This is a genomic window from Spirillospora sp. NPDC048819 (assembly GCF_040650055.1).
Lineage (GTDB): Bacteria > Actinomycetota > Actinomycetes > Streptosporangiales > Streptosporangiaceae > Spirillospora.
The window spans coordinates 1-25676 of the sequence record NZ_JBEZGN010000035.1 but is presented as its reverse complement, the minus strand read 5'-3'; the positions used below and the strand labels follow the sequence as shown (position 1 = coordinate 25676).

Annotated in this window: 25 protein-coding genes; 6 read left to right on the top strand and 19 right to left on the bottom strand. The window is 70.0% G+C overall.

Features of this window, described 5'->3' with window-relative positions; all coding sequences use genetic code 11:
• Positions 1-34: 34 nt before the first annotated feature.
• On the top strand, positions 35-1534 hold the full coding sequence (locus AB0C35_RS34825) for an aldehyde dehydrogenase family protein (protein ID WP_358465699.1): 1500 nt from the start codon (positions 35-37) through the stop codon (positions 1532-1534).
• A gap of 55 nt (positions 1535-1589) precedes the next feature.
• Entirely contained in the window at positions 1590-2084 is a 495-nt protein-coding gene (locus AB0C35_RS34820) for a GNAT family N-acetyltransferase (protein ID WP_358465696.1), read from the top strand.
• On the opposite strand, the gene AB0C35_RS34815 is transcribed toward AB0C35_RS34820, so the two are convergent.
• Positions 2081-2950 (bottom strand): NAD(P)-binding domain-containing protein, encoded by an 870-nt coding sequence (locus AB0C35_RS34815; RefSeq protein ID WP_358465693.1) that lies wholly within the window; start codon positions 2948-2950, stop codon positions 2081-2083. The two genes, AB0C35_RS34820 and AB0C35_RS34815, sit on opposite strands and share 4 nt — an antisense overlap.
• Positions 2951-3001: 51 nt before the next feature.
• Positions 3002-4399 (bottom strand): MBL fold metallo-hydrolase, encoded by a 1398-nt coding sequence (locus AB0C35_RS34810; protein WP_358465690.1) that lies wholly within the window; start codon positions 4397-4399, stop codon positions 3002-3004.
• Positions 4400-4532: 133 nt separating this feature from the next.
• Here AB0C35_RS34810 and AB0C35_RS34805 point away from each other — a divergent pair, with 133 nt between their 5' ends.
• Positions 4533-5618, top strand: a complete 1086-nt coding sequence (locus AB0C35_RS34805; protein ID WP_358465687.1) for a sulfite oxidase — start codon at positions 4533-4535, stop codon at positions 5616-5618.
• A 214-nt stretch (positions 5619-5832) separates the two neighbouring features.
• Here AB0C35_RS34805 and AB0C35_RS34800 read toward each other — a convergent pair whose 3' ends face one another.
• The 4 genes from AB0C35_RS34800 to AB0C35_RS34785 all read right to left on the bottom strand — a co-directional run bounded on the left by AB0C35_RS34800 (position 5833) and on the right by AB0C35_RS34785 (position 10917).
• Complete coding sequence (locus AB0C35_RS34800) at positions 5833-7257, bottom strand: DUF222 domain-containing protein (RefSeq protein WP_358465891.1); 1425 nt, start codon at positions 7255-7257, stop codon at positions 5833-5835.
• A gap of 760 nt (positions 7258-8017) precedes the next feature.
• Positions 8018-8461 carry a hypothetical protein gene (locus AB0C35_RS34795; protein ID WP_358465684.1) on the bottom strand — a complete coding sequence of 148 codons (444 nt, stop codon included), beginning with the start codon at positions 8459-8461 and terminating at the stop codon, positions 8018-8020.
• Between the two features lie 10 nt (positions 8462-8471).
• Positions 8472-9551: a DUF6745 domain-containing protein gene (locus AB0C35_RS34790; protein WP_358465681.1), complete on the bottom strand. Its 1080-nt coding sequence runs from the start codon at positions 9549-9551 to the stop codon at positions 8472-8474.
• A 160-nt stretch (positions 9552-9711) separates the two neighbouring features.
• Positions 9712-10917, bottom strand: a complete 1206-nt coding sequence (locus tag AB0C35_RS34785) for a serine hydrolase domain-containing protein (RefSeq protein WP_358465678.1) — start codon at positions 10915-10917, stop codon at positions 9712-9714.
• A gap of 104 nt (positions 10918-11021) precedes the next feature.
• Between AB0C35_RS34785 and AB0C35_RS34780 the strand changes: the two genes are divergently transcribed.
• The gene (locus tag AB0C35_RS34780; RefSeq protein WP_358465675.1) at positions 11022-11174 is read left to right on the top strand and encodes a hypothetical protein; all 153 of its coding nucleotides are present in this window, start codon (positions 11022-11024) and stop codon (positions 11172-11174) included.
• A 98-nt stretch (positions 11175-11272) separates the two neighbouring features.
• Here AB0C35_RS34780 and AB0C35_RS34775 read toward each other — a convergent pair whose 3' ends face one another.
• Both AB0C35_RS34775 and AB0C35_RS34770 read right to left on the bottom strand, forming a co-directional pair.
• The gene (locus tag AB0C35_RS34775) at positions 11273-12661 is read right to left on the bottom strand and encodes an FAD-binding oxidoreductase (RefSeq protein ID WP_358465672.1); all 1389 of its coding nucleotides are present in this window, start codon (positions 12659-12661) and stop codon (positions 11273-11275) included.
• Positions 12662-12869: 208 nt separating this feature from the next.
• Positions 12870-14462 carry a GMC family oxidoreductase N-terminal domain-containing protein gene (locus AB0C35_RS34770; protein WP_358465669.1) on the bottom strand — a complete coding sequence of 531 codons (1593 nt, stop codon included), beginning with the start codon at positions 14460-14462 and terminating at the stop codon, positions 12870-12872.
• Between the two features lie 72 nt (positions 14463-14534).
• On the opposite strand from AB0C35_RS34770, the gene AB0C35_RS34765 reads away from it, so the two are divergent.
• Both AB0C35_RS34765 and AB0C35_RS34760 read left to right on the top strand, forming a co-directional pair.
• On the top strand, positions 14535-15161 hold the full coding sequence (locus AB0C35_RS34765; RefSeq protein ID WP_358465666.1) for a cob(I)yrinic acid a,c-diamide adenosyltransferase: 627 nt from the start codon (positions 14535-14537) through the stop codon (positions 15159-15161).
• A 119-nt stretch (positions 15162-15280) separates the two neighbouring features.
• Positions 15281-16225 (top strand): DUF4097 family beta strand repeat-containing protein, encoded by a 945-nt coding sequence (locus tag AB0C35_RS34760; RefSeq protein WP_358465663.1) that lies wholly within the window; start codon positions 15281-15283, stop codon positions 16223-16225.
• Here the strand turns inward: AB0C35_RS34760 and AB0C35_RS34755 are convergent.
• The 11 genes from AB0C35_RS34755 to AB0C35_RS34705 all read right to left on the bottom strand — a co-directional run.
• A complete protein-coding gene (locus AB0C35_RS34755; RefSeq protein ID WP_358465660.1) occupies positions 16210-17748 on the bottom strand; it encodes a M20/M25/M40 family metallo-hydrolase in 1539 nt (512 codons plus the stop codon). The genes AB0C35_RS34760 and AB0C35_RS34755 overlap by 16 nt on opposite strands.
• 164 nt (positions 17749-17912) lie before the next feature.
• Positions 17913-18377: a DUF2550 domain-containing protein gene (locus tag AB0C35_RS34750; RefSeq protein ID WP_358465657.1), complete on the bottom strand. Its 465-nt coding sequence runs from the start codon at positions 18375-18377 to the stop codon at positions 17913-17915.
• 37 nt (positions 18378-18414) lie between these two features.
• Complete coding sequence (locus AB0C35_RS34745) at positions 18415-18801, bottom strand: F0F1 ATP synthase subunit epsilon (protein WP_358465654.1); 387 nt, start codon at positions 18799-18801, stop codon at positions 18415-18417.
• A gap of 62 nt (positions 18802-18863) precedes the next feature.
• Complete coding sequence (gene atpD / locus AB0C35_RS34740) at positions 18864-20294, bottom strand: F0F1 ATP synthase subunit beta (protein WP_358465651.1); 1431 nt, start codon at positions 20292-20294, stop codon at positions 18864-18866.
• A gap of 2 nt (positions 20295-20296) precedes the next feature.
• Positions 20297-21193: a F0F1 ATP synthase subunit gamma gene (locus tag AB0C35_RS34735; protein ID WP_358465648.1), complete on the bottom strand. Its 897-nt coding sequence runs from the start codon at positions 21191-21193 to the stop codon at positions 20297-20299.
• 5 nt (positions 21194-21198) lie between these two features.
• Positions 21199-22836 (bottom strand): F0F1 ATP synthase subunit alpha, encoded by a 1638-nt coding sequence (atpA, locus tag AB0C35_RS34730; protein ID WP_358465645.1) that lies wholly within the window; start codon positions 22834-22836, stop codon positions 21199-21201.
• A 60-nt stretch (positions 22837-22896) separates the two neighbouring features.
• Positions 22897-23718 carry a F0F1 ATP synthase subunit delta gene (locus tag AB0C35_RS34725; protein WP_358465642.1) on the bottom strand — a complete coding sequence of 274 codons (822 nt, stop codon included), beginning with the start codon at positions 23716-23718 and terminating at the stop codon, positions 22897-22899.
• On the bottom strand, positions 23715-24272 hold the full coding sequence (locus AB0C35_RS34720) for a F0F1 ATP synthase subunit B (protein ID WP_358465639.1): 558 nt from the start codon (positions 24270-24272) through the stop codon (positions 23715-23717). The genes AB0C35_RS34725 and AB0C35_RS34720 overlap by 4 nt, the downstream gene beginning before the upstream one ends.
• A 32-nt stretch (positions 24273-24304) precedes the next feature.
• On the bottom strand, positions 24305-24538 hold the full coding sequence (atpE, locus tag AB0C35_RS34715) for an ATP synthase F0 subunit C (RefSeq protein WP_358465636.1): 234 nt from the start codon (positions 24536-24538) through the stop codon (positions 24305-24307).
• A gap of 99 nt (positions 24539-24637) precedes the next feature.
• Entirely contained in the window at positions 24638-25435 is a 798-nt protein-coding gene (gene atpB / locus AB0C35_RS34710; RefSeq protein ID WP_358465633.1) for a F0F1 ATP synthase subunit A, read from the bottom strand.
• A gap of 61 nt (positions 25436-25496) precedes the next feature.
• The coding region (locus tag AB0C35_RS34705) for an AtpZ/AtpI family protein (RefSeq protein ID WP_358465630.1) at positions 25497-25676 on the bottom strand (180 nt) is incomplete at its 5' end.

Sequence of the window (25676 nt, the reverse complement as noted above, 5' to 3'; positions counted from 1 at the left end):
AATCACTTACCAGGCTCCTCCCGGGAGGTTCCTCATGTCCGTGGCCACGGAGAGCGCCGAAACCTTCGCGTCCCTGAACCCGGCCACCGGCGAGGTCGTCGCCGAGCATCCCGTCCAGGACGCCGCCGCCGTCGCCGCGGCGCTCGAGCGCGCCCGGGAGGCGGCCGGCTGGTGGCGCGCCCTCGGCTGGAAGGAGCGGCGGCTCCGGCTGCTGAACGTCAAGGGGTCGCTCGCCCGCAACCTCAACCGGATGGCCGAGCTCATCCACTCCGAGACCGGCAAGCCGGTGCAGGACGCCCAGCTTGAGACGATCATGGCGATCTCCCACCTGGACTGGGCCGCCCGCAACGCCCAGAAGATCCTCGGGCCGCGCAGCGTCTACCCCGGCATCATGGCGATCAACCAGAAGTGCGTGCTGGAGTACCAGCCGCTCGGCGTCGTCGGCGTGATCGGCCCGTGGAACTACCCGATCTTCACCCCGATGGGCTCGATCGCGTACGCGCTCGCCGCCGGCAACGCCGTCGTGTTCAAGCCGTCGGAGTTCACCCCCGGCGTCGGCGTGCTCCTCGAGGAACTCGTCGCCGCCGTCGTCCCCGAGCACCCCGTCCTGCAGACGATCACCGGGCTGGGCGAGACCGGCGCGGCGCTGTCCTCGTCCCCGCACGTCGACAAGATCGCCTTCACCGGCTCGGCCCGCACCGCCAAGCGCGTCATGGCCGCCTGCGCGGAGAACCTCACCCCGATCGTCGCCGAATGCGGCGGCAAGGACGCCTGCATCGTCGACTCCGACGCCGACCTCGACGCCGCCGCAGACGCCGCTCTCTGGGGCGCCATGTCGAACGCCGGCCAGACCTGCATCGGCGTCGAGCGCATCTACGTCGTCGACGACGCCTACGACAAGTTCCTCGGCAAGCTCACCGATAAGGCCCGCGACCTGCGTCCCGGCTTCGACCGCGAGGCCGCCTACGGCCCGATCACGATGCCGTCCCAGCTCGACATCATCGAACGCCACATCAAGGACGCCCTCGACAAGGGCGGCACGGCCGTGGTGGGCGGCGCCGAGTCCGTCCGCAAGCCGTACGTGGAGCCGGTCGTGCTGACCGGCGTGCCGGACGACTCGTCCGCGGTCTGCGAGGAGACGTTCGGCCCGACCATCACCGTCCACCGCGTCAAGGACCTCGACGAGGCCGTCGAGAAGGCCAACCGGACCAGCTACGGCCTCGCCGGGACGATCTTCTCCGGCGACAAGTCCCGCGCCCTGGACGTCGCCCGCCGGATGCGCTCCGGCATGACGTCCATCAACGCCTTCGCCGCGTTCGCCCAGGTCGCCGCCCTGCCGTTCGGCGGCGTCGGCGAGTCCGGCTTCGGGCGCATCCACGGCGCGGACGGCCTGCGCGAGTTCACCCGCCCGAAGGCCATCACCCGGCAGCGGTTCGCGACGATGAACCTGACGTCCTTCGAGCGGACCGAGAAGGAGATGGCCCGCGTCCTCGGCCTGATCAACATGCTCCACGGCCGCCGCTACAAGCGCTGACGCCCTCGCCCGCCCCCGCCGGGACCCGGCGGGGGCGCGGCCTAGACTCGAAACCATGACATCAGGGACGTTCGGCGCACCGGTCCGCAGCCGCCTCCATGCGCCCCTGCACGCGATGCCCCCGCCCCCGCGCGGCTTCCGCCTGTTCACCGACGACGACGTCCCCGCGCTCGCCACGCTCATGTGGGAGGCCTACCGGGGAACCCCCGACGAGACCGACGTCGGCGACCTCGAAGGCGCGGAACGCGAAATCCGGCTCACCCTGGACGGCGAGTACGGCGTCTTCCAGCGCGAAGCATCGTTCGTCGCCGATCACGAGGGACGTCCCGTGGCCGGGGCCCTCGTCACCCTCTACAAGGACCTCCCGCTGCTGGCGTTCCTGTTCGTCAGCCCGTCGCATGCGGGCCGGGGCCTCGGACGCGGCCTGGTCCAGGCCGTCATGCACGTCCTCGCCGAGCAGGGCCACGACACCCTGTCCCTCGCCGTGACCCGCCGCAACCGCCGCGCCCGGCTCCTGTACGACCGCCTGGGCTTCGTGGAAGTCGCCTAGCCGCCGAGCTGGGCGAACAGGCTGGAGAAGCCCTCGTCGCCGTGGCCGGCGGCGATCCGCTCGTCCATGAGCCTCTTGACCTCGCGCATCCGCGTCACGTCGACGCCGAGGGACCGCCGATGGTCGATCAGGTCGTCCATCAGGGCGGCCTGCACCGACAGCGGGCCCAGGTCCGGCGGGAACTCGCCGTCGCGGACCGCCTTCCCGATCACCGTGAGCAACGGCGGGTAGCCGACGGCCATCGACTCCGCGACACGCTCGGCGAACTCCGCCGGATCCACGCCTTCCGCCCGCACCAGCCGGAGGGTGTGCAGGAAGCCGATGAGCAACTCGTATCCGGTCGCGACCTGCGCCATGAACTCGACGGAGGCCAGTCCGGCGTCGGTGCCGTAGAACGTGCTGTTCCCCAACTCCCGCAGCGTCGGCTCGTGGTCCTCGAACGCTTCACGCGAACCGCTGAAGGAGATGAACGCGTTGGACGTTCCCAGGTCCGGCGGGTCGGCCATGATCCCGCCGTCGATGTACGCGGCGCCGTGCTCGTCCGCCCAGCGCCCGGTCGCCCGTGCCCGCCCGGGAGAGCCGCTGGTGAGGTTCACCAGCACCTTGCCGGCGATCGCATCACCGACTCCGGCCAAGACCTCGTCGACCGCTTCGTAGTCAAGAACGCACACCACCACGAGCGGACTCGCGGCGACCGCCTCGGCAGCGGTGTCGGACACCGAGGCGCCGGCCTCCGCCAAGGACGCGCCCTTGCCGGCCGTGCGGTTCCAAACCGTCGTCGGATGGCCGCGCTTGAGAAAGGTCTCGGCGATGGCCGATCCCATCTGGCCCAGCCCCAATACGGTGACGGGAGCGGTCGTGGTCATGGAGATCCCCCCTCGGACGGTCGTCTTGCCTTGCCGCCCGAAAGTACGACCTCAAGTTCGGTCGAGGTCAAACCCGGCGGCCTGCCACGCCGCCATCCCGCCGAGCACGTTGAGGACCGGCCCGTCCCGGTGCGCGGCCAGCAGGCTCGCGGCGACCGAGGACCGGTACCCGGAACCGCAGGCGACGGCCAAGGGTTTACCGCCGGGCACCTCGCCGAGCCGCTCGGGCAGTTCCGCGCCGGTGATGAAGGCCGCACCGGGAGCATGTCCCGCGGACCACTCGGCGGGCTGGCGGACGTCCAGCAGGTTCACCTCGCCGGCCCGCAGGCGGTCGCGGAGTTCGTGCACGGTGATCTGCGGGATGCGCTCCACGGGTTCGGCGGCGGTGCGCCACGCGGCCATCCCGCCGGCCAGCCAGCCGATGGGCGGGTCGTAGCCGATGCGCAGCAGGTCCCAGACCACCGTCCACAGGTCGTCGGGCCGGTCCAGGACGAGGAGCACGCGGGCGTCCTCCGGCAGCACCGTCCCCGCCCAGGTGGCGAAGGACGAACCGAGACCGACGTTCAGCGCGCCGGGCACATGACCCCCGCCGAACGCCTCCGGCGCACGCACGTCCAGCACCACCGCGCCGTCACCACGGGCCTGCTTGACCTGCTCCACCTGCAGAGCGGGCGGCTCCGCGACCGAGGTGACGGGCTCGACGCCCGCCAGGTTCTTCGCGCGCATCCGGCGCCAGTACGGCGGGACGGCGGGCAGGCCGTCCACCGGCAGGCAGTGCTCGACGAACCGCGCCGTGTCACCCGCCTCGGCGAGCCGGGCGTTGGTACGCCGTTCGTAGCCGACAGTGGTGGACAGCCGGCTCCCGATGCTGCCACCGCACAGCGACCCGGCCACGTGCGTCGGGAAGACCTCCACATGGTCGGGAAGAGAGAGGATCTTGTTCTGCACCGTCGCGCAGAAGGCCCGGGCGGCCTCCTCCGCCTCCGCACGCCCGCCGAGCAGGTCGGGCCGCGCCAGATCACCGACCAGGAGGGCACCGCCGGACAGCAGCAGCGCCGGCTCGTCCGAGCTGATGTCCCGGTCGTAGACGAGGAGGCTGATGTGCTCGGGCGTGTGCCCGGGGGTGTGCAGGACCTCGATGCCGATCTCGCCGATCTCGACCTGCTCCCCGTCACGCAGCGGCCGGTGCTGGTATCCGAGGTCCGCCGTGGCCGCGCCGAACACCTGCGCGCCGGTGCGGACCGCGAGCTGCGTCACCCCGGAGAGGTAGTCGTTATGGCCGTGGGAGTCCAGCGCGTACCGGATACGCAGCCCTTGACGGCGCGCCTGGGCCAGGTAGTCCTCGACGTCCCGCCGGGGATCGAACACCAGCGCCTCTCCGGTCTGCTCCGACCCCAGCAGATACGAAGCGTGCCCCAGACCTTCGAGATGGAACTGCTGGAAGAACATCCGGTGGCTCCTGAGTGTCGAAGTCGCTTACACACGGGCATTAGGCCTGCCGTACCCGTAAACCCCGTGTTTCGCACCCAAGGCGACCAGCGCATGGACCGCTTCAACCACACGGAGCGGGTACCCCGGCAGCATGAGCGCATGGGGGAAACGGGACGACATGCTGGTCCACCAGCGGGAGCCGTTCAACGCCGAACCGCCCCGCACGGCACTGGCCGGACATCGAAGAACGCCGCCGGACGCGTTCTACGTCCGCAACCACGGCCCCGTCCCCGGCATCGACCCGGCCACCTGGCGGCTGACCGTGGACGGCCTGGTGCGGCACCGGCTTGACCTGTCCCTGGAACACCTGCGCGAACGCTTCGACGAGGCCGAGGTGACGGCGACACTGCAGTGCGCCGGCAACCGCCGCGCCGGCCTGATCGAGGTGCGCGACATCCCCGGTGAGGCCCCGTGGGGCCCGGGCGCCACCGCCACCGCCCGCTGGACCGGGGTGCGCCTGGCCGACGTCCTGGCACACGCCGGCCTGCGCCCCGGCGCCGCGCACATCGCCTTCGCCGCCCCGGACGTCTCCCAACTCGCCGACCCGCCCCAGCCCTACGGCGGCTCCATCTCCACCGGCAAGGCCCTGGGCCCGGAAGTGCTCCTGGCCTGGGCCATGGACGGCCGTCCGCTCCCCCAGATCCACGGCGCCCCGCTGCGTGTGATCGTCCCCGGATGGATCGGGGCCCGCAGCGTCAAATGGCTCACCCGCGTCACCGCGCAGGCCGAACCGTCCGCCAACCACTTCCAGGCCACCGCCTACCGCGTGCTGCCCGCCGAGGCCGACCCCGGCCGCGCCGGACCGGGCGACGGCATCTCCCTCGGCCCGATCGCCCTGAACTGCGACATCCTCAGCCCCGACGACGGCGCGCACCTGCCTCCCGGCCCCACCGAGATCACCGGCTACGCCCTGGCCGGCGACGACCGCACCGTCGCCCGAGTCGACGTCTCCCTGGACGGCGGCCGCTCCTGGGCACAAGCGGACCTGGACGCAGGACACGACCCGTGGACGTGGCAACACTGGCGCACCACCGTGGACTTGCCCGAGGGCGCGATCAAGGTCACCGCAAGGGCCTGGGATTCCACCGGCGCCGTCCAGCCCGAATCCCCGGCACACCTGTGGAACCCCAAGGGCTACGTGAACAACTCCTGGGCCCACATCCACTTGAACTCCTGACGGGCCCCCACGAGGAGCGACCCTGCTGACCGTGTACCCATGACCCCGCAGGAGCTGCGCGAGCGCGCCCACGAACACGTGCCCGTCCGCCATGGCGCCGCCTGTTCCACATCCGTCCAGATCTGGTGCGCGGCCACTCTCGGCGCCTATGAGGCTGGGTTCGTGTCGGCGGTGGATTTCGGCGCGTCCCCGTTCTGCTCTGACATGTTGGGGTTCACTGCCGGTCAGGGTGAACCAGGTACCAGGCACCGGACGGGGCGACCCAGATCAGCAGTCCAGCCCAGATTTGGAACAGCCTCCAATCGGCTCGCTGCTTCAATCTGTGGTGCCGTCTGCAAAGTGGTGCGAGGTTGCATCGGCACGTAGTTCCAGGCCGCCACGGGACGGTGTGGTCGAGGTCGCAGCGGTGTGACGGCTGGTTGCAGGTGGGGAACACGCACGTCGGGTGGCGGGCTTCGACGTCTCGCCGCATCGCTGCGGGCGGCCGGTAGCCGGGTCTGCCGTGGACCTCGTCGCCACCCCGGCAGGCCGCGTCGCGAGCGTCTGAGAACTGGTCGTGGATGCGCTGCACCGTCCGCCGGATGGTGTGTGGCAGTTCACGGGGTTGGACGCGTGCTTGGACGTGTCTCAGGCGCCGGTCCACTTCGTCCGCCAACGCCGCGATGCCCGTATCACCGCTGAGATCTTCGGACGTACCGCCCGGCTCGCTTCGCGGGCTCGGGGAGCGCGGTCCCGTGTGGTGGTGGGCCGCCGACACCGGCTGACGCGACGCGGGGTCACGGCCGTCGGTGGGGGCGGGGGCGTCGCACCCCTGTTTGAGGACGGCGCGGATGGCATCGGGAAGTTCCGCGCCGTGCAGAAGTTGTGCGGCGAGGTCGGCGCGGATGGCGTTCAGGGGCCGGGTGTCACCGTCGGTTCTGATGCCGTGCGCGGCGGCGGTGATCTTGTTGTAGATGGCGTGGGCGTCCTCGGGGGCCAGGTCGCAGAGGGCCAGATCGGTGGTGCCGGACGGGGTGTCCCACACCTCCAGCCGCCGTAGCCGGGTCGCCTCCCGCTTGCGTTCTTCGATCGCTTCGGGTGCGAGGCGCTGCGCGATCCTCCTGATGCGGCGGCGCAGTTGCCCCGTGGTCTGCCCGGACGCCTTCTCCAGGGCGGTGCACTGCACCCGCCGGGCCGCCTCTTCGGGAAGACGGTCGGTGACATCGCAGATGACGCGCGCCTTGGCCATGTCGAGTTGCCCGGCGCCCAGCGCCTCTCCCGTCTCGGCCAGCGGGCCGGTCAGTCGTTCGGCGAGGTGGACCAGGTTGGCGGCGGTGTCGCTCGTAACGGTCAGCGCGGCGGCGACCTCTTCGGTGACCGACTCCCGGGCGGACAGGATCCGGTAGTCGGGGTCGCCGGCGTCCTCATCGGCGGTGTGGCGCCGGGTGAGTTCGGCGATCGCAGCCAATTCCCGCGACTGCGCCCACGAGGTCTGCCGCCGGGCGGCGGCCGCGACCTGGAGCAGTTCACCATCGGTCAGATCGTCCAGCCGGTTCTTCCCGCCGGAAAGGCAGATCGCCAGTTTCGGGCCAGGCGGAAACCACCCCCGATCCTCCCATTCACGCTGGCCGCCGACGATTGCAGTGACCGGTTCCGGCATTGACACGGAGATTCACCTCCCAACCCTAATTCCGTCCCTCAATTATAAGCGACTCCCCCACCAACATCGGCAGGACAATCCGGACACGCCACATTACTGTCACCCCCTTTTCTCCCCTAGCCCAAAAAAGCCGGACGCAGCATCCGACCCGGAACACGCACTCTGAGCCGCACCATCACCGGCACCCCCATCAACCCCCCATCCTCGCCGACCGCTTTCCGCGCGCAGCGCGGCACCGACAGCACCCCGCACCAAACCCGCAGATGAACACCTCACACCAAACCACCACCGCAACCAACGTGACAGCAACCGGCGACACAGCGAAACGAGCGCACCCACCTTCGGAAGGCCACCTCAGCCACCCACCCGCAGCGACCACACAAAACCGATAAAAAATGGACCTCAGCCAAACGCTGTACCCCAGGGCCTCCGCAGTGAGCAACCGTCAGCAGCCGACCACAGCAAGAAACACCACAAGGGGAGGCCACAGGGGGACGCCGCAGGATAAGTAGATTCTGCTAAGGCCCGGAATACCTTCACTCACCTCAGCCGAAGGCGGAGCGCATTCTCAGATCTTGCCGCAAGACCAAGGACCGTCAGCGGGGCACTTGTGAGCTCGTTGCGTGCAACGGCCCGCAGGCGAGTATCAACGCCCCCGCCCGGAAAGGACGGGGGCGTTCTCTCATTTCACGGGGGTCCAGGCACTTCGCGGGTTCAGCCGATTCACGTCGGGCCGATCGGTGAGTGGCATGCTGATGGATCAGTCGGCGACGAGGCGGGGGCCCCATCCGCCGGCCGCGTATTCGCGCTGGCGGCGGATGGCGTAGCTGCCCGGTGTGCAGCCGGAGGCGCCGTGCTCGGGATGCAGCAGGTAGACGGGGGCCGACGCCTCGAAGACGCCGATGGTGAGCCCGCCCGGGTCCGACACGTTCTTCGTCCAGCGGCAGGTGTCGGGGTCGGCGACGAGGGTGTGGGGGTTGCCGCCCGCCGCGCCCCGGAGCAACTCGACGCCCTCGGGCGGCACGCCCATCCAGGTGGGGTTCGGCCAGTACGACAGGGATGCCGAGATCTCGGACAGGGGGATGACGATCAGGTCGCCCTGGGCTTGGAGCCCGTCGACGACGGGGATGCTCACCGACTGTTCGAGATGGTCGAGCACGGCGAGTCCGGTCTGCTGGGAAAGGGACGCGAGAGTCACGGTCATGGGAATCACCTCAGGTTCGTCGGACGAGTCGTGAGTACTGATCGGCGGAGAGCCCGTAGGTCCATCCGGCGGCGGCGATCGGGTCCTCGATACCGCCCGGCACGGTCAGCCCGTAGCGGCGGCGGTGTCCGTCGCGTTCGACGGAGCCGTTGACGGCGAGCAGCACCCGGGTCTGTTCACGCAGGTCGTAGAGCCGCAGCTCCGAGCCGGGGTTGCCGGGGTCCGGCGCGGCGGCGACGAGTCTCAGCCCGGCCTGGTCGATGTATTCGCCCCAGCCGATCTTCTCGATCGCGCACCGCCGGACCTCGATGTTGGTCTCCCGCATGATCCGTTCGACACTCGGGTCGTCGATCACCCAGGACGGCACTTTCGTGCCGTGCCAGGCATGCACGGCCCAGCCGTCGGCGAAGCGGAGCGCGGGGCCGTCCGGGCGATGCAGCCGCACCTGCTCTTCGTCGCCCCAGACCTCGGTGTGGATCTCGACGGGCCGCTCGGAGACGACGCAGACGTGCTCGCGCGGCCACCACCAGCCGCAGGACCGGACCAGCGTCGCCCACAGGTCGAGCAGGCGGTTCTGCTCAGGCGGGAAGACCACACCGGACGTCCGGCGAACCGCGTCGTAGTGGGCGGACCAGGACGCGCAAAGGGCCGCGTACCAGGAGTCGCTCCGCCTGACCGTCTCCTGAACCGACCGGAGCGCCATGGCGAGCGTGCTGTGGCCGGAGGCCATGATCGGTGCTCGGACCAGCTGCCCCATCATCTGGTCCAGTGGGCGGTAGCCGCGAAGAACGGAGACGTTGAACTGCGCGGTCAGTTCGCTGATCAGCCTGCGGAGGCGCAGTGGCACAGGCCAGTCGGAGAGTCGGTCCACGGTCTCGGACGCCCGCAGCCGCACGCCGGGCGGGACGGTTTCCAGTGCGGCCAGGGGTGAGGCGACCCAATGGAAACGCGGTGGGTCGAGCCCGATCAGCCGGTACAACTCGGAGATGGCGGCCTCGGCGGCCGGACGGTCGGCGGGCGCGGTGGAGAGCAGATGCCCGAGCCATTCCGCGCGGATGTCGGCAGCTTCCCGCTGCGCGAAGACGCTCACCGGACGAGGGCGGCGACGCCCCTTTCATAGATCATGGGCTGGATGCTGACAGACCACGGGCCCGCCTGTCCACCCCTTTCCTAGCCGCCCCGGAAGAGACGGCGGCTCACCGGCGGTGCCGATATCGGCCGCTCACCGGCGGTGCCCCGACGTCGGCTGCTTACTGGTGGCGCTTGGCGTCGGCTGCTCTTCGCCTGGCCACGCGAGGGCGGGCGCGGCGGACCGCGTGTTCCGCCCTCCTCTTCCGGATGGCCTGGATCACCCCCGTCTCCAAGCCCAGTGCCAACCGGACCGCGTCGGCGACCTCGTAGCCGAGGCTCAGCGGTGCGAAGGCCCAGAGGTTGGGCAGGTACGCGAAAGAGAATCCGCGTTCGGGGTCGGCGAAGGACAGGCCGCTGTTAGGCGGCCAGCCGAACGCGTTCGCACTGCCCATGTCCACGGTGCCGACGATGTAGCCGAGCCCCTTCGGGACGGGGGTCCTGGTCACCCGGTCCTCCTTCATCGTGATCGCCGCCGAGAGGCGGCTGGTCCGGGCCGGGCCGATGAGGCGGACACCGTCCACCTCACCGATGAGGGCGGCGTACATGCGGGCGACGGCATGGGCCGTCGCCCCGCTCGCGGACGGGGCGTCCACCGTCTGGTATTCGGGCCGGTTCGCCAGTGCGGCGTCTCCTTGCAGTTGTGGCGGGATCACCTGGTGGTACAGCGAACCGGGAGGGTAGTTGGCCAGGGGGTCCGATCGGTCCCCGTCCTCCAGCCGTGCCACCCGGGGCAGGTGGTGGGCGGGGATGCCGAAGAACAGGTCGTCGGGGACGCCGAGGGGGGCTGCGACCTCGTCCCGCAGCACCGCCGAGACGGGCCGGCCCGTGACCCGGCGGACGACCTCGCCGAGGATGAAGCCGAAGGTCACCGCGTGGTAACCGGTCGCGGTGCCCGCCCGCCAGAGCGGCCGCAGGTCCGCGATCCGCGCGCACGTCCCGTCCCAGTCGGCGAGGTCTTCAACGGTGATGCCAGGCGGTGCCTGCGGTACCCCACCGGAATGGGTGAGGACGTGGGCGAGCGTGATGTCGTGCTTACCGTGGTCGCCGAACTCCGGCCAGTAGGCGGCGACCGGGGCGCCGTAGTCGAGCAGTCCACGCTCAGCGAGGACATGGACGACGGTCGACATCGGCCCCGGTCCCGGCCCCGGCTGACCGGTGAAGAGGGTTCGTTCGTCGACCGGACGGCCGGTGGTGGTGTCCGCCTTACCGGAGCACACGTTCACCACGAGTTCGCCGTTCAGGTAGGCGGCGATCTGGAGGCCGACCTCCTGACCGGACGCGACAAGGTGGTCGGCCAGTTCCTGGGTGCGTGACTGCACGTCCATCTGAGGTTCCTCCTGGGGGTCGGCACGAATCTAAGGCGTCCTAGGCGGCGTAGATAAGGCGTCGTCCCAATGTGGGGGGTGGGGTCTTAGGACGAACCTTGTACATGTCGGGCCAAGAGGGGCCCGGCGGGAACAAGGAGAAGGACATGAACCGGCCGGAGTTCAGCAACGTGATCATCAAGGACCGTGTACGGGTGCTGCGGGACGAGGCGAAGAAGGCGCGCCGCGTCCGCATCGCGAAGGCGACCAAGCGGTGACGCCCGCGGCCTGTACGAGCACAGCGCCCCCGTCCGGACGGACGGGGGCGCTCCTCTTTTCAGGGACGGCTTTCAGGGACGACTTTCGGGGACGGCCGTCAAGCGTGCGCGGCCGCCGGGTGGATGTTCTGGTTCGCCCGGAAGAAGTTGTCGGGATCGTACTTCGCCTTGATCTGCGCGAGCCTGTCGTAGTGGTCGCGGTAGGTGGCCCGGACCCTGTCCTCGCTTTCATCCGCGCCGAGGAAGTTCACATAGGAACCGCCCATCGAGTACGGGTGCAGTTCCTCCCAGTAGTCCACGCACCACTGCCGGATGGTCGCGGCGTTCGCGGGATCGGGGTCGATGCCGGCGTAGACGCCGGACCAGATGGCGTCCCGGTAGCCCCAGGCGGTGTCGTCCCTTCCCACCCGGTGGGCCGCGCCGTCGATCGGGTACAGGTGCATGGTCGACAGGTCGGTGGGGATCTGCGAACCGTACTTGTGATGCACGTCGACGGCCTCGTCGGTGAGGCGGTCGAAGAAGTCGCCCCGCCAGTACCACTGCAGACCGGCCGGGATGAGGTCGTCGAACATGGACTGGAGCATCGGATACGGCATCGGGCTGGTGAAGTGGAACGCCGGCCGGGCGGGCTCGCTCACCTCCGCGAGGGCGTCGTCCAACTCGTCCGGATCACCGGTGTAGCACCAGACGACGGCGCACATCTTCCTCCCGTGGATCTCCTCGGGGAACGGCGGCCCGGGAGGGACGACCATGACCGCGAAGAAGCCGCTCAGGTCTTCCGGCGCCTGCGGCAGGAAGTCGCGATACCACCGGAGGACGTCACGTGTGGCGTCGATCGGCCACACTGTGATGCCCACTCCGACCGTGTGCACCGGGTGTAGCCGATAGGTGAACGAGGTGACGACGCCGAAGTTGCCGCCTCCGCCCCGGAGCGCCCAGAACAGGTCGGGGTTCCGTGTCTCGGACGCGGTGACCAGCGTGCCGTCCGCGAGGACGACGTCGGCGGCGAGCAGGTTGTCCACCGTGAGGCCGTACTTGCGGGTGAGATGACCGTGGCCGCCGCCGAGAGTGAGGCCGCCGACCCCGGTGGTCGAGACGATTCCCGCGGGCACGGCCAGGCCGAAGGCGTGGGTGGCGTGGTCCAGGTCGCTCATCAGGGCTCCCCCGCCGACCTCGGCCGTCCGCGCGTCCGGATCGACCCGCACCCAGCGCATGGGCGACAGGTCGATGGTCACTCCGCCCTCCACCAGGCACAGGCCGGGACCGCTGTGCCCGCCGCCCCGGACGGCGGCCTCCGCGCCGGCGTCGCGGATCAGGCCGATCGCCGCCATCACGTCCGCGGCGTCGGCGCACCGGACGATGGCGGCGGGACATGTGTCGATCATCGCGTTGTAGATCGCCCGGGCCCGGACGTACTCCGAGTCCTGCGGGCCGAGGACCGGGCCGCGCAGCGTGGTCCGCATGGATTCCAGAACCGTGGCCTCCATCTGGCCTCCCCCGTCGGGCCGCGGCACACCCCCACATCGCGTGCCCGTCGTATCGGTTTCCCGCCGGGTCCCTCCCGGCGGGGAGTCACCACCAGCATCACCCCAGCCTCAATCCCCCCACAACCAGACAAAAGGTAAATACTGCCCCCACGTCCGGACGGATCGGAGCGTTGCCTACCTCGGAGCGTTGCCTACCTCGGAGCGTTCCCTACCTCGGGGCGTTGGCGGGCTTGAGAGGGGTGCGGCCGCGGATGAGGTCGGCGGCGCGTTCGGCGATCGCGATGGTGGGGGCGTTGGTGTTGCCGTGCGGGACCGCCGGCATGACGGAGGCGTCCACGACGCGGAGGTCCTCGACGCCGCGGACGCGCAGTTCGGGGTCGCAGACTGCGGCGCCCGCGCCCATCGCGCAGGTGCTCGTGGGGTGGAACAGCGTCGCGACCTCGCGGCGGACGAAGTCCGTGATGGCCTCGTCGGACTCGACCTGCTCGCCGGGGGCCCACTCGCCGCCGACCAGGGACGCCAGCGGCCCGGACGCGGCGATCTCGCGGGCCTGGCGGACGCCCGCGACCAGGATGTCCAGGTCGGCCTTCTCCGCGAGGTAGGCGGGGTCGATCAGCGGCTTGGCATAGGGACTGGCAGACCGGAGGGTCAGTGAGCCCCGGCCGGCGATGGAGATCGCGGTGACCATGACCGACAGGAGCCGCTCGGACGTCTCGGTGAGCCCCTGGTCGACGAACGGCGTGGGCAGGACGTGGTACTGCAGGTCGGGGGCGGGCAGCCCCTCGACCGTTCGGACGAACCCGCCCGCCTCGGCGACGTTGGACGCGTAGGGGCCGCGTCCCAGGGCCTGGTAGAGGGCGAGGGAGCGGGCGTTCGCCAGTTCCCACAGGGCCTTGTTCCGGGGGGTGGCGAACATGACGTTCACGAACGGGTGGTCCTGGAGCCCCTGCCCGACCGGGGAGTCGACCAGGACGTCGATGCCGACGGAGCGCAGGTGGTCGGCGGGCCCGACGCCGGAGAGCATCAGGAGCTGCGGGCTGTTCACCGCGCCGCCCGACAGGATGATCTCGGCCTCGGCGCGCGCCAGCATCGTCTCGCCGCGTGCCTCGTAGCGGACGCCGGTGGCGCGGCCGTCCTCGATCACGACGCGGGTCGCGAGGGCGTCGGTGACGACGGTGAGGTTCGGGCGGTGCTCGATCGGGTGCAGGTAGCCGGCGGCGGTCGACCAGCGCCGGCCCCGCTTGTGGGTGACCTGGTAGAAGCCCACGCCGTCCTGGTCGGCGCCGTTGAAGTCGGGGTTCGCGGCCAGCCCGTACGCCTTGGCCGACTGCACCCACGCGCGGGTCAGCGGGTGCTTGTAGCGCAGGTCCTCCACGCGGAGGGGGCCGCCGACGCCGTGGTAGGGGATCTCGCCGCGCTGCTGGTCCTCGGCGCGCAGGAAGTAGGGCAGCAGGTCCTCGTAGCCCCAGCCGTCGCAGCCGTAAGCGTCGCGCCAGGTGTCGTAGTCGTGCCGTGCTCCGCGGACGTAGATCATCGCGTTGGTGGACGAGCTGCCGCCGAGCGTGCGCCCCCGCGGCCAGTACACGCTGCGGCCGGCGGCGTGCTCCTGCGGGACGGTGGCGTAGTCCCAGTCGTACGGGCCTTTGATCATGGACGCCACGGCGGCCGGGATGTGGATCTCGGGAGCGTCGTCGGGCGGGCCCGCCTCCAGCAGCAGGACCTTCACCGAGGGGTCCTCGGTCAGCCGGGCGGCGAGAACGCAGCCCGCGCTGCCCGCTCCCACGATGATGTAGTCGTACACGGCGGCCTCCGGGAGTCTTTCCGAAACCCTACCGAACGGGCTTCGACGTGCGACGGCGCTAGGGTTCTCGCTATGGCGAAGAACAGGGACAACCCGGTCGTGCTCTCGCGGATCTACACTCGGACGGGCGACGACGGCACCACCGCGCTCGGCGACGCGTCACGTACCCGCAAGACGGATCCGCGGCTCGCCGCCTACGCGGACGTCGAGGAGGCCAACGCCGCGATCGGCACCGCGATCGCGCTCGGCTCCCTGCCCGAGGACGTGGTCGCGCTGCTGACCCGCGTCCAGAACGACCTTTTCGACGTGGGCGCCGACCTGTGCGCACCGGTCGTGCCCAACCCGCAGTACCCGCCGCTGCGCGTCGAGGCGTCCTACATCGAGCGGCTGGAGGCGGCCTGCGACGAGCACAACGAGAGCCTGCCGGTGCTGCGCAGCTTCATCCTCCCCGGCGGATCTCCGGGGGCGGCGCTGCTGCACGTGGCCCGGACGGTCTCCCGGCGCGCCGAACGCACGGCCTGGGCGGCCGTCGAGGCCCACGGCACCGCCGCCGAGGGCGACCCGGACGCGGTGGAGGGCGGCGTGAACCCGCTGACCGCCAAGTACCTCAACCGGCTGTCCGACCTGCTGTTCATCCTGTGCCGCGTCGCCAACGCCGAGCACGGCGACGTTCTGTGGAAGCCCGGCGGGGAACGCTGACAGGCCGGGGGGTGGGGCTAACCCCACCCTCCGGAGACCGGTTCCCCTCCTGGTGACGGCGCCGCGGCCAGTGCAGGCTTGGTCCAGTACGGGCGGACGGCGACAACGGGAGAGACCACGTGAGGACCCTGACGGCTACGGCCATGCTGGCGGTCGCGGCGGCGGCGGTGACCGGCTGCGGGAACCTGAGTTTCGGCACGCACGAGGAGACCCGCTCCTACACCGCGCCCGCCGGGATCGCCGCGCTGAAGATCAAGGGGGACGGCAGCCGGGTGCAGGTCACGGCCTCCGACACCGGCGCCATCAAGGTCAGCGAGCGGCTGCGCTGGTCCAACGACAACAACAAGCCGAAGGTCGAGCACGCCACCGCGGGCGACACGCTCACCCTGTCGGCCAAGTGCGCCAGGGCCACGATGGGCGTCACCGCCTGCGGAGTCTCCTACCGGGTCGAGATTCCGCGCGACATCCCCGTGGAGGTCGACAACAACAACGGGTCGATCGTCGCGTCCGGTCTCGCCGGAACGGTGAAGATGCACAGCGACAACGGGTCGATCGAGGTCAGCGACATGCGCGCGACCTCGGCGTCCCTCAGCTCCAACGACGGGTCGATCCGCGTCTCCGGACGGGCCGCCACCGCCGACCTGTCCAGCCAGAACGGCTCGGTCGCCGCGACGGGCCTCACCGCCGACCGGCTGACGGCCCGCTCCCGCGACGGGGCCATCCGCCTCAGCGGCAGCGTGAAGACCGCCGACCTGGACACCCAGAACGGCTCCATCGACGCCATGGGGCTGACGGCCGAGCGCGTCACCGCCAGGACACGCGACGGCGGCGTCCGGCTCGGTTTCGTCTCGGCTCCCGCGAACGTCCGGGCCAGCAGCCAGAACGGCTCCATCCGGGTCTGGCTCCCGGTCTCCCAGAGCTACGCCATCACCGCGTCCACCGACAATGGCGGTAAGCAGATCGACCCCGCCGTGCACCAGGACTCCGCCTCCCCGCGCCGTATCAGGCTGGACACCAGGGACGGCAGCGTCACCGTCACCCCGTCCGATCAGCGGAGCTGGTAAGGGCCCCGCCAGACGGGCCGGTACGACGGTTCGCGGAGCAGGGGCAGCCGCGCCCCGCCGTTGACGGCGACGGTCGTGCGGGCCAGGTGCTGGGTGACGTGCGCGATGCCGTCGACGTTGGTGTCGAGGAGTTTCAGGTGCACGTTCTTCACGCGGTCGCACTTCGCGTGGTAGCACGGGTCGTACACCTTGCCGGCCTTGCCGCCGAACGCCTTGGCCTCCGCGGCGGTCTTGACGCCGTCGGCGCCGGTGTCCATGCCGCCGGCCGGGATGCCGTGCTCGACGAACGGGCCGTAGTCGGACCGCCCGTTGAAATCGCTCTCCGTCGTCGGCAGCTTGCGGGCCTTGAAGTAGTCCCGGAACATCTTCTCGATCGCGCCCGACCCGGCGGGCGCCCGGGTGCCGGCGCCGGTGGAGTGGTCGCCGTCGTAGACGCCGCGGGTGCCGTTGCGTGAACCGAGCATGTCGAAGTTGAGGTTCAGGGCGATCGCGTCGCGCTTCGCGTCCGGCAACGACTCAACATAGTGGGTGGAACCGCGCAGGCCCTCCTCCTCGGCGCCCCACCAGGCGAAACGAACCCGGTTGCGCAGGCCCTTCTTGCCGAGTTCCTTGATCTCGGCGGCGATCGCGAGGAGCGCGGCGGCACCGGTGCCGTTGTCGTTGATCCCGGGACCGTCCGGGACGCTGTCGAGGTGCGCGCCAAGCAACACCACGTTGTCGGCCCGCCCCCGCGCGGTGTCGGCGATGACGTTGGACGACGACCGCTTCCCGTGGACGGTGTCGGTCTTCACGCGCAGCTTCAGCCCGCCCTTCTTCGCAGCCTTCACCAGCGCGACACCCAGTTTGCGGGTGGGGCCGACGACCGGGATCTTTGCCGGCTTGCCGACGGTGCCGTGCACCGGGCCCTTCTCCCCTGGCTTGTTGTAGATCACCACGGCGGACGCTCCGGCGGCCCTGGCCTTGGCGGCCTTGCTCTCGAACGTGCAGGCCCCGCGCTGGATGAGCGCGACCGACCCCTTCTTGAAGCCCTTGAAGTCCCGCTTCTCGCAGCCGCTCGTCCCCTCCTTGCCCTTCGCCGGGACGTCGACGGCGATCACGGGCGCGGTCACGTCACCGGAACCCGAGTAGGCGAGCGTGACGAAGTCGCGGCCCCGCTTGTAGGACTTCTTGGACGGCGCCGTCCGGGCCAGCACCGCGCCGGACCTCTCCCGCCAGTACGGGTACGTGAACTTCTGCACCTTCGGCCGGAAACCGGCCCTCTTCAGCCGCCGGACGACGTACTTCACCGAAACGTCATAACCGGGGCCGCCCGCCGCGCGGTGACCGCCGTTGTAGTCGGCGATCTCCTGGAACGCCTTCAGATGCGCCTCGACGTCCTTCAGCGTGACCAGCTTCGCCAAGTCGGGACGCGCCGGCGCGGCATCCGCGGCGGGCAGCGCCGACGGGAGGAAGGCCGCGGGCAGAAAGGCGGCGGGCAGCGCCACCGCGGCGCCGGTGAGCAGCTTTTGCTTGGACAGGCGCACGTGCACTCCTGCGGACGGAGACGAAGCGGACCAGTGGCGATCCTGGTCCCCGCCCCGCACGCCTCAAAGGGCGGCGCGGCGCCTGCGGCCGATTCGATACCGGCGCCTTACCCGTTGATTGCGGAGCGCCCGCCGATCGCGGCGCCCGCCGATCGCGGTCCCGGTCATTCCGGGGGGCGAAGGTCCACCGGGAAACCCGGCGGGGCCGCCTCCAGCCAGGCCAGGAAACCCGTCAGCGCCTCCGCGCCCATCGCCAGTTCCACGGTCAGGTCACCGTCCCTGACCTCGATGATGCTCACGTCCGGCAGCAGCCCACCGGCCTCCTCCGGGTCCGGGTCGCGGCGGTTGGACACGACGAGGCCCCGGCGGTGAATCACCTGCCGGGGCCTGCTGCGGAACTCGAACACGCGGTGCCAGTGCAGGGCGTCGCCCTTGTAGCGGCCGATGCCCAGCCTCCACACTCCCGGGGCTCCGCCCTCCCGGGGCAGCTCCCGCAGGCTGCACTCAACGGTGCCGCCTCCCCGCGCGAACAGCCGGCGGCGCACCGCCATGGAGACGTACAGCAGCGCCGCCACCAGAACGAGCACGGCGAGCACCCCGCCCGCATCCAGTGCCAGGTGCTCGCCCAAATCCCCCGCCGTCCGTCGATGCCGCCGCGGCCGGCGCCTAGGCTTCGATGCCCGCGGCGCGCAGCCGCGCCCGGGCACGCCGCTCCGGCGTCGCGTCCTCGTTCTCGGCCGCGAGCGCGTCATCCAGCGCCCGCCTGGCCTCCTGAACGTCGATCTCGTCGCCCAGCTCGGCCTGCTCGGCCAGGACCGACACCTCGTCGGCGGCGATGGAGAAGAAGCCGCTGCCGACCATCGCCCTGATCGGCTCGCCGCCGTCGGCGGGCTCGATCTTCACCACGCTGCCATCGAGGAGGACGCCGAGCACGGGGGCATGGCCCGGCAGGATGCCGAGCGAGCCCTCGATGGTCTGGGCGACCACCATCTTCGCCTCGCCGGACCAGATCTCGCGCTCCGGCGAGACCAGCCCGACCTTCAGGGTTGCCACGTCTGTTCCTCCGACTACTGGAGCGGGGCCGCCCCCCGAAGGGACGGCCCCGCCGGAGCGGACTACTTCTCCAGCTCCTTGGCCTTCTTCTCGACGTCCTCGATGCCACCGCACATGAAGAACGCCTGCTCGGGCAGGTGGTCGTACTTGCCCTCCGCGATCGCCTTGAACGAGGAGATCGTCTCGTCCTTCGGCACCGTCTCGCCGGGCTGGCCGGTGAACTGCTCGGCCACGTACATCGGGTGCGACAGGAAACGCTCGATGCGCCGCGCCCGCTGGACGGTGACCTTGTCCTCCTCGGACAGCTCGTCGATGCCGAGGATGGCGATGATGTCCTGCAGCTCCTTGTACTTCTGCAGGATCCGCTTCACCTCCTGCGCGACCGAGTAGTGCTCGTTCCCCAGGATCAGCGGGTCCATGATCCGCGACGTGGAGTCGAGCGGGTCGACCGCCGGGAAGATGCCCTTCTCGGAGATGCCGCGCGACAGGGTCGTGGTGGCGTCCAGGTGCGCGAACGTGGTGTGCGGCGCCGGGTCGGTGATGTCGTCGGCGGGCACGTAGATCGCCTGCATCGAGGTGATCGAGTTACCGCGCGTCGAGGTGATCCGCTCCTGCAGCACACCCATCTCGTCGGCCAGCGTCGGCTGGTACCCCACCGCGGACGGCATGCGGCCGAGCAGCGTGGAGACCTCCGAGCCGGCCTGCGTGAACCGGAAGATGTTGTCGATGAACAGCAGCACGTCCTGGTTCTGCACGTCGCGGAAGTACTCCGCCATCGTCAGCGCGGACAGCGCCACCCGCAGCCGGGTGCCCGGCGGCTCGTCCATCTGGCCGAACACCATCGCGGTGTCCTTGAGGACGTCCGCCTCGGCCATCTCCACCCAGAGGTCGTTGCCCTCACGGGTGCGCTCGCCGACGCCGGCGAACACCGAGGTGCCGCCGAAGTTGCGGGCGACACGGCGGATCATCTCCTGGATGAGCACCGTCTTGCCCACGCCCGCGCCGCCGAACAGGCCGATCTTGCCGCCCTGGACGTACGGGCACAGCAGGTCGATGACCTTGATGCCGGTCTCCAGCATCTCCGTCTTGGACTCGAGCTGGTCGAAGGCGGGAGCGCGCCGGTGAATGCCCCAGCGCTCGTTGACCTCGAGGGACGCGGTCGGGACGTCCAGCGCCTCGCCGAGGGCGTTCCACACGTGGCCCTTGGTGATGTCGCCGACCGGGACCGCGATGGACTTGCCGGTGTCGACCACCGGCGCCCCGCGGACCAGGCCGTCCGTCGGCTGCATGGAGATCGCCCTGATCATGTTGTCGCCGAGGTGCTGCGCGACCTCGAACGTCAGGGTCTTCTCGTCGCCGCCCAGCGAGACCTCCGCGTGGAGGGCGTTGTAGATCTCCGGAATGGCGTCGGCGGGGAACTCCACGTCGACGACCGGGCCGATGACACGAGCGACGCGCCCGGTCGCGGTCGCCGTCTCTACCTGAGCAGTCATTATCACTCCCCGCCAGACTCGGCGAGCGCGTCAGCGCCACCGACGATCTCGCTGATTTCCTGGGTGATCGCGGCCTGCCGCGCCTGGTTCATCTGGCGCGTGTAGACCTCGAGCAGTTCGTTGGCATTGTCGGTCGCCGACTTCATCGCCCGCCGGACCGACGCCTGGAAGGACGCCGCCGACTGCAGCAGCATGTGGAAGATGCGGCTCTCGATGTAGTTCGGCAGCATCAGGTCGAGCGCGGCCGCCGGGGACGGCTCGAACTCGTACGCCGGCGGGACCTTGGAGGACTCGGCCTCCTCGATCTCCAGCGGCATCAGCCGGGTGACCCGGACCGCCTGGGTCAGCATCGAGACGAACTCGGTGTAGACCACGTGGATCTCACCGACACCGCCCTCCGCGTCGGTCTTCAGGAAGTCCTCGGTCAGCCGCCGCCCGATCTCCTCCGCGTTCGCGAAGGCCGGCCGGTCGCTGAACCCGTGCCAGGTCTGCGCGACGGGCCGCTCCCGGAACCGGTACCAGGTGATGCCCTTGTTCCCGACGACGTACGGGACCGGCTCGCGGCCCTCGTCCCGCAGCGCCTTGATCAGGGACTCGGCCTCGCGGATCACGTTGGCGTTGTAGGCGCCGCAGAACCCGCGATCGCTCGTGACGATCAGGACCGCGCTGCGGGTGTCGGTCGGCTGCTCCTGCAGCAGCGGATGGTCGATCCCGACGTGATGACTCACCAGCGCGGTCAGGGCCTGCGTGATCTGGTCGGCGTACGGCTTGGACGCCGCCACCGCCTGCTGGGCCTTGACGATCCGCGACGTGGCGATCATCTCCTGGGCGCGCGTGATCTTGGCGGTCGACTTGACCGACTTGATCCGCTGCCGGAGTTGACGAAGCTGTGCGGCCATTGCCGTCAGACCTTCTTGACGGTGCGGGTGATCGTCTCCTGCTCGACGTCCTCGTCCGCGATCGCCTCGACGGGCTCGTCCGCGAGGATCTCGCCCTCGCTGGTCTGGAAGCCCTTCTTGAACTCCGTGATGGCGTTCTTGAGGCTGGTGAGGCCGTCGTCGGAGAGCTTGCCGGTCTCCCGGATGGAGGTGAGCATGCCGCTCTCCTCCCGCTCCATGTAGTCGAGGAACTCGCGCTCGAAGCGGCGGATGTCGGCGACGGGCACGTCGTCCAGCTCGCCGGACGTCCCCGCCCACACGGACACGACCTCCTGCTCGACCGGGAACGGGCTGCCCTGCGGCTGCTTCAGCAGCTCGACCAGGCGCGCACCGCGGTCCAGCTGGGAACGCGAGGCGGCGTCCAGGTCGGACGCGAACGCCGCGAACGCCTCCAGGTCGCGGAACTGCGACAGCGCCAGGCGCAGCGTTCCGGCGACCGTCTTCATCGCCTTGATCTGCGCGTCGCCGCCGACCCGGGACACCGAGATGCCGACGTTGATCGCCGGCCGGACGCCCTGGTTGAACAGGTCCGACTCCAGGAAGCACTGCCCGTCGGTGATGGAGATGACGTTCGTCGGGATGTAGGCCGACACGTCGTTGCCCTTGGTCTCGATGATCGGCAGACCCGTCATCGAACCGGCGCCCATGTCGTCCGACAGCTTCGCGCAGCGCTCCAGCAGCCGCGAGTGCAGGTAGAACACGTCGCCGGGGTAGGCCTCGCGGCCCGGCGGGCGGCGCAGCAGCAGCGACACCGCGCGGTACGCCTCGGCCTGCTTCGACAGGTCGTCGAACACGATCAGGACGTGCTTGCCCTGGTACATCCAGTGCTGCCCGATCGCGGACCCGGTGTAGGGGGCGATGTACTTGTAGCCCGCCGGCTCGGACGCGGGCGCCGCCACGATCGTGGTGTACTCCAGCGCGCCGGCCTCCTCCAGGGAGCGGCGCACGTTCGCGATCGTGGAGCCCTTCTGCCCGATCGCGACGTAGACGCAGCGGACCTGCTTCTTCTCGTCGCCGGACTCCCAGTTCTCCTTCTGGTTGATGATCGTGTCCACGCAGACGGTCGTCTTGCCCGTCTGCCGGTCACCGATGATCAGCTGCCGCTGGCCGCGGCCGATCGGCGTCATCGCGTCGATGGCCTTGATGCCGGTCTGCAGCGGCTCGCTCACCGACTGCCGCTGCACGACCGAGGGGGCCTGCAGTTCGAGCGCGCGGCGCTCGGTGCTCTCGATCGGGCCCTTGCCGTCCAGCGGGTTGCCCAGCGCGTCCACGACGCGGCCGAGGAAGCCGTCGCCGACGGGGACCGAGAGGACCTCACCGGTCCGGCGGGCCTTCTGGCCCTCCTCGATCTTGCTGAAGTCACCCAGGACAACGGCGCCGATCTCACGCACGTCCAGGTTCAGAGCCAGGCCACGGGTACCGTCCTCGAACTCGACGAGTTCGTTCGCCATCGCGGAGGGAAGGCCCTCGATGTGGGCGATGCCGTCGCCGGAATCGACAACGGTGCCGACCTCTTCGCGCGCGGCGGCCTCAGGCTCGTACGACTGGACGAAGCGCTCCAGCGCGTTCCGGATCTCGTCCGGACGGATCGTCAGCTCCGCCATGATTCCTCTCTTGCTCCCTTTGGGGTCGGCTCCGCCGGTCGGCGGTCGGCCACGCCGGCCTCAGCCGGCGCCGAGCCGCCGGCGGACATCGTCCAGCCGTCCGGCGATCGTGCCGTCGATGACCTCGTCCCCGATCTCGATCGACAGTCCGCCGATCGCCGTGGGGTCGAGTTCGATGTTCAGATGTACTTCGTGCCCGTAGGCGGCGGCGAGGACCGCGGCGAGCCGGGTCCGCTGCGCCTCCGACAGCGCGGCGGGCGAGCGCACCAGCGCGACCAGCCGCTGCCGGCGCTGGGCGACGAGCTTGCCGTACTCGGCCAGCCCGCCTTCCAGGCTACGTCCTCGCGGACGCAGCACCAGCTCGGTGACCAGCGTCAGCGTCGACGCCGTGACCTTGCCCTCCAGCAGCGCCTGGACCAGCCCGAGCTTGCGCTCGGCCGGCAGCCCCGGCCCGGCCAGGGCGCCGCGCAGCTCGGCCTCGCCCTCGATGACCCGGGAGAACCGGAAGAGCTCGTCCTCCAGGTCGTCGATACGGCGGTCGGCCTCGGCGCGGGCGGCCTCGGCGGTGACCGCGAGGACCTCCACCGCGTCCGACAGCTCCGACGGCTTGGACCAGCGCAGCCGGACGACGTCGGCGACCAGCCCGAGAGCGGCCGGCGACACCTTGCCCTCCAGCAGGATCTGGACGAGCTGCGCCTTGTCGGCACCGTCCCGCGACGGGTCGGAGACCGCCCGCCGCAGGCCGTGCTCGCGGTCGATCAGGTGCAGCACCGCGAACAGGTCGCCGCCGAGCTCGGCCAGGTCGGAGGACGGGATGACCGCCTCCAGCCGCTCCTTGGCCTCGGCCAGCGACGCCCTGCTCACCGCTCCCGTGATGGTCATGATGTGATCTGCTCCTGCGTGCGAGCGCGCTCCTCGAGTTCTTCGAGGAACCGGTCGACGACCCGGCTCTGCCGCGCGTCGTCCTCAAGGGACTCGCCCACGACACGTCCGGCCAGCTCGACCGACATGGCGCCGATCTCGGCCCGCAGCGACTGCAGCGCCTGCTGCCGCTCCGCCTCGATCTGCGCCTTGGCGTTGTCGACGATCCGGCGCGCCTCGACCTGGGCCTGCTCCTTGGCCTGGGCGATGATCTGCGCGCCCTGCTCCTCGGCCTTGCGGCGCTCGTTGGAGGCCTCGACCGCGGCCGCCTTCTGCTGCGCCTTGTACTGGTCGAGGACCTGCTGGGCCTCCTTCTGCGCCTGCTCGGCCCGCTCGAGCCCGCCCTCGATCGCCTCGGTCCTCTTCTCCAGCGTCTCCTGCAGCCGCGGAGTGAGGATCTTGCCAAGGACGATCATCACGACGAGGAACGCGAAGATGCCGACTACGAGCTCGTAGGCGTGCGGGACGAGAGGGTTGTTCTCCTCCGCCGCAAGGACGGAAGCTGCTCCGATCATGTCTGCAGCCCTTCCTCAGCTGGGACCCGTGCTCAGATGCCCTGGAAGATGAACGGCGCGACCAGGCCGATCAGCGCCAGCGCCTCGGTGAGGACGAAGCCGAGCATCATGTTGGTGCGGATCACGCCGGTCAGCTCCGGCTGACGGGCGATCGCGTTCACGCCCTGACCGAAGATGATGCCGATGCCGATGCCCGGGCCGATGGCCGCGAGGCCATAGCCGATCGAGGTGACGTTGCCATTGACTTCGGCGAGGACTCCCGTCATGGGTTCTTTCCTTTTCTGTCGGCCGGCGGAGTCTCCGCCGGTCTGGCTTGTCGAGGTTGTCTTGCTGGGCCCCCGTGCCGGGGCACCGCGGGCCCGGGCTTAATGGTCCGCGTGCAGGCCGCTCTGGATGTACATGGCGGCGAGCATCGCGAACAGGAACGCCTGCAGGAACTGGATCAGCAACTCGAACACGGTCAGCAGGATGGTGACGAGCACGCCGATGATGCCGACCCCGAACCCGAGCGCCGTGGGCTTCTCGAACAGGAACCAGAAGCCGACGAGGCTGAAGAACGCGAGGATCATGTGCCCGGCGAACATGTTGGCGAAGAGCCGCACCGCGTGGGTGAAGGGGGCGATGATGAAGGTCGAGAGGTACTCGATCGGCACCAGCAGGAAGTAGACGGGCAGCGGCAGGCCCTTGGGGATCATGTTCGTGAAGTACTTCACCGGGCCCTGGTGCTTGATGCCCAGGTACACCTTGATGCAGTAGACGAAGATCGCCAGGACGGCCGGGAACGCGATGTGCGAGGCGATCGGGAACTGGATGATCGGGATGACCGAGAAGATGTTCCAGACCCAGATCAGGAAGAACAGCGACATGAGCAGCGGCATCCACCGCTCGGTGTTGCGGCCGAGGAACGGGCGGGCGATCTCGTCCCGCACGAACATGTAGCCGACCTCGCCGATGTTCTGCATGCCCCTGGGCACCAGCTTCGGCTTGGCGAACGCCATCCAGAACACGACGCAGACGACCAGTGCGCCGAAGACCGCGAAGACGACGGGCTTGGTGAGCCAGGCGGGGCCGCCGGCGAAGAGGGGCGGGAAGTCGAACAGCTCCGTCCCCGGAGCCTGGAACTCCCCCTCACCGGAGGCGGCGAGGACCGTCAGCGCGTTCACGCGGCGTTCCCTTCATCAATGTGGTGATGTTTCACGAAGGCTTCCTCGGCGGCGGGGCCGCTCAGAGGGAGTGGCGACCGTACTTCACGTAGACCAGGTAGATGGCGAGCCCGACGCCCAGGACCACGCCGACCAGGGTCAGCCAGGTCTGCCCCGTCCATTCGGACAGCAGCCACCCCACCCCGCCCCAGATGATCATCCCGGAGAGGAGGTAGCTGGGTACGGACCAGGCGGCGTCGGC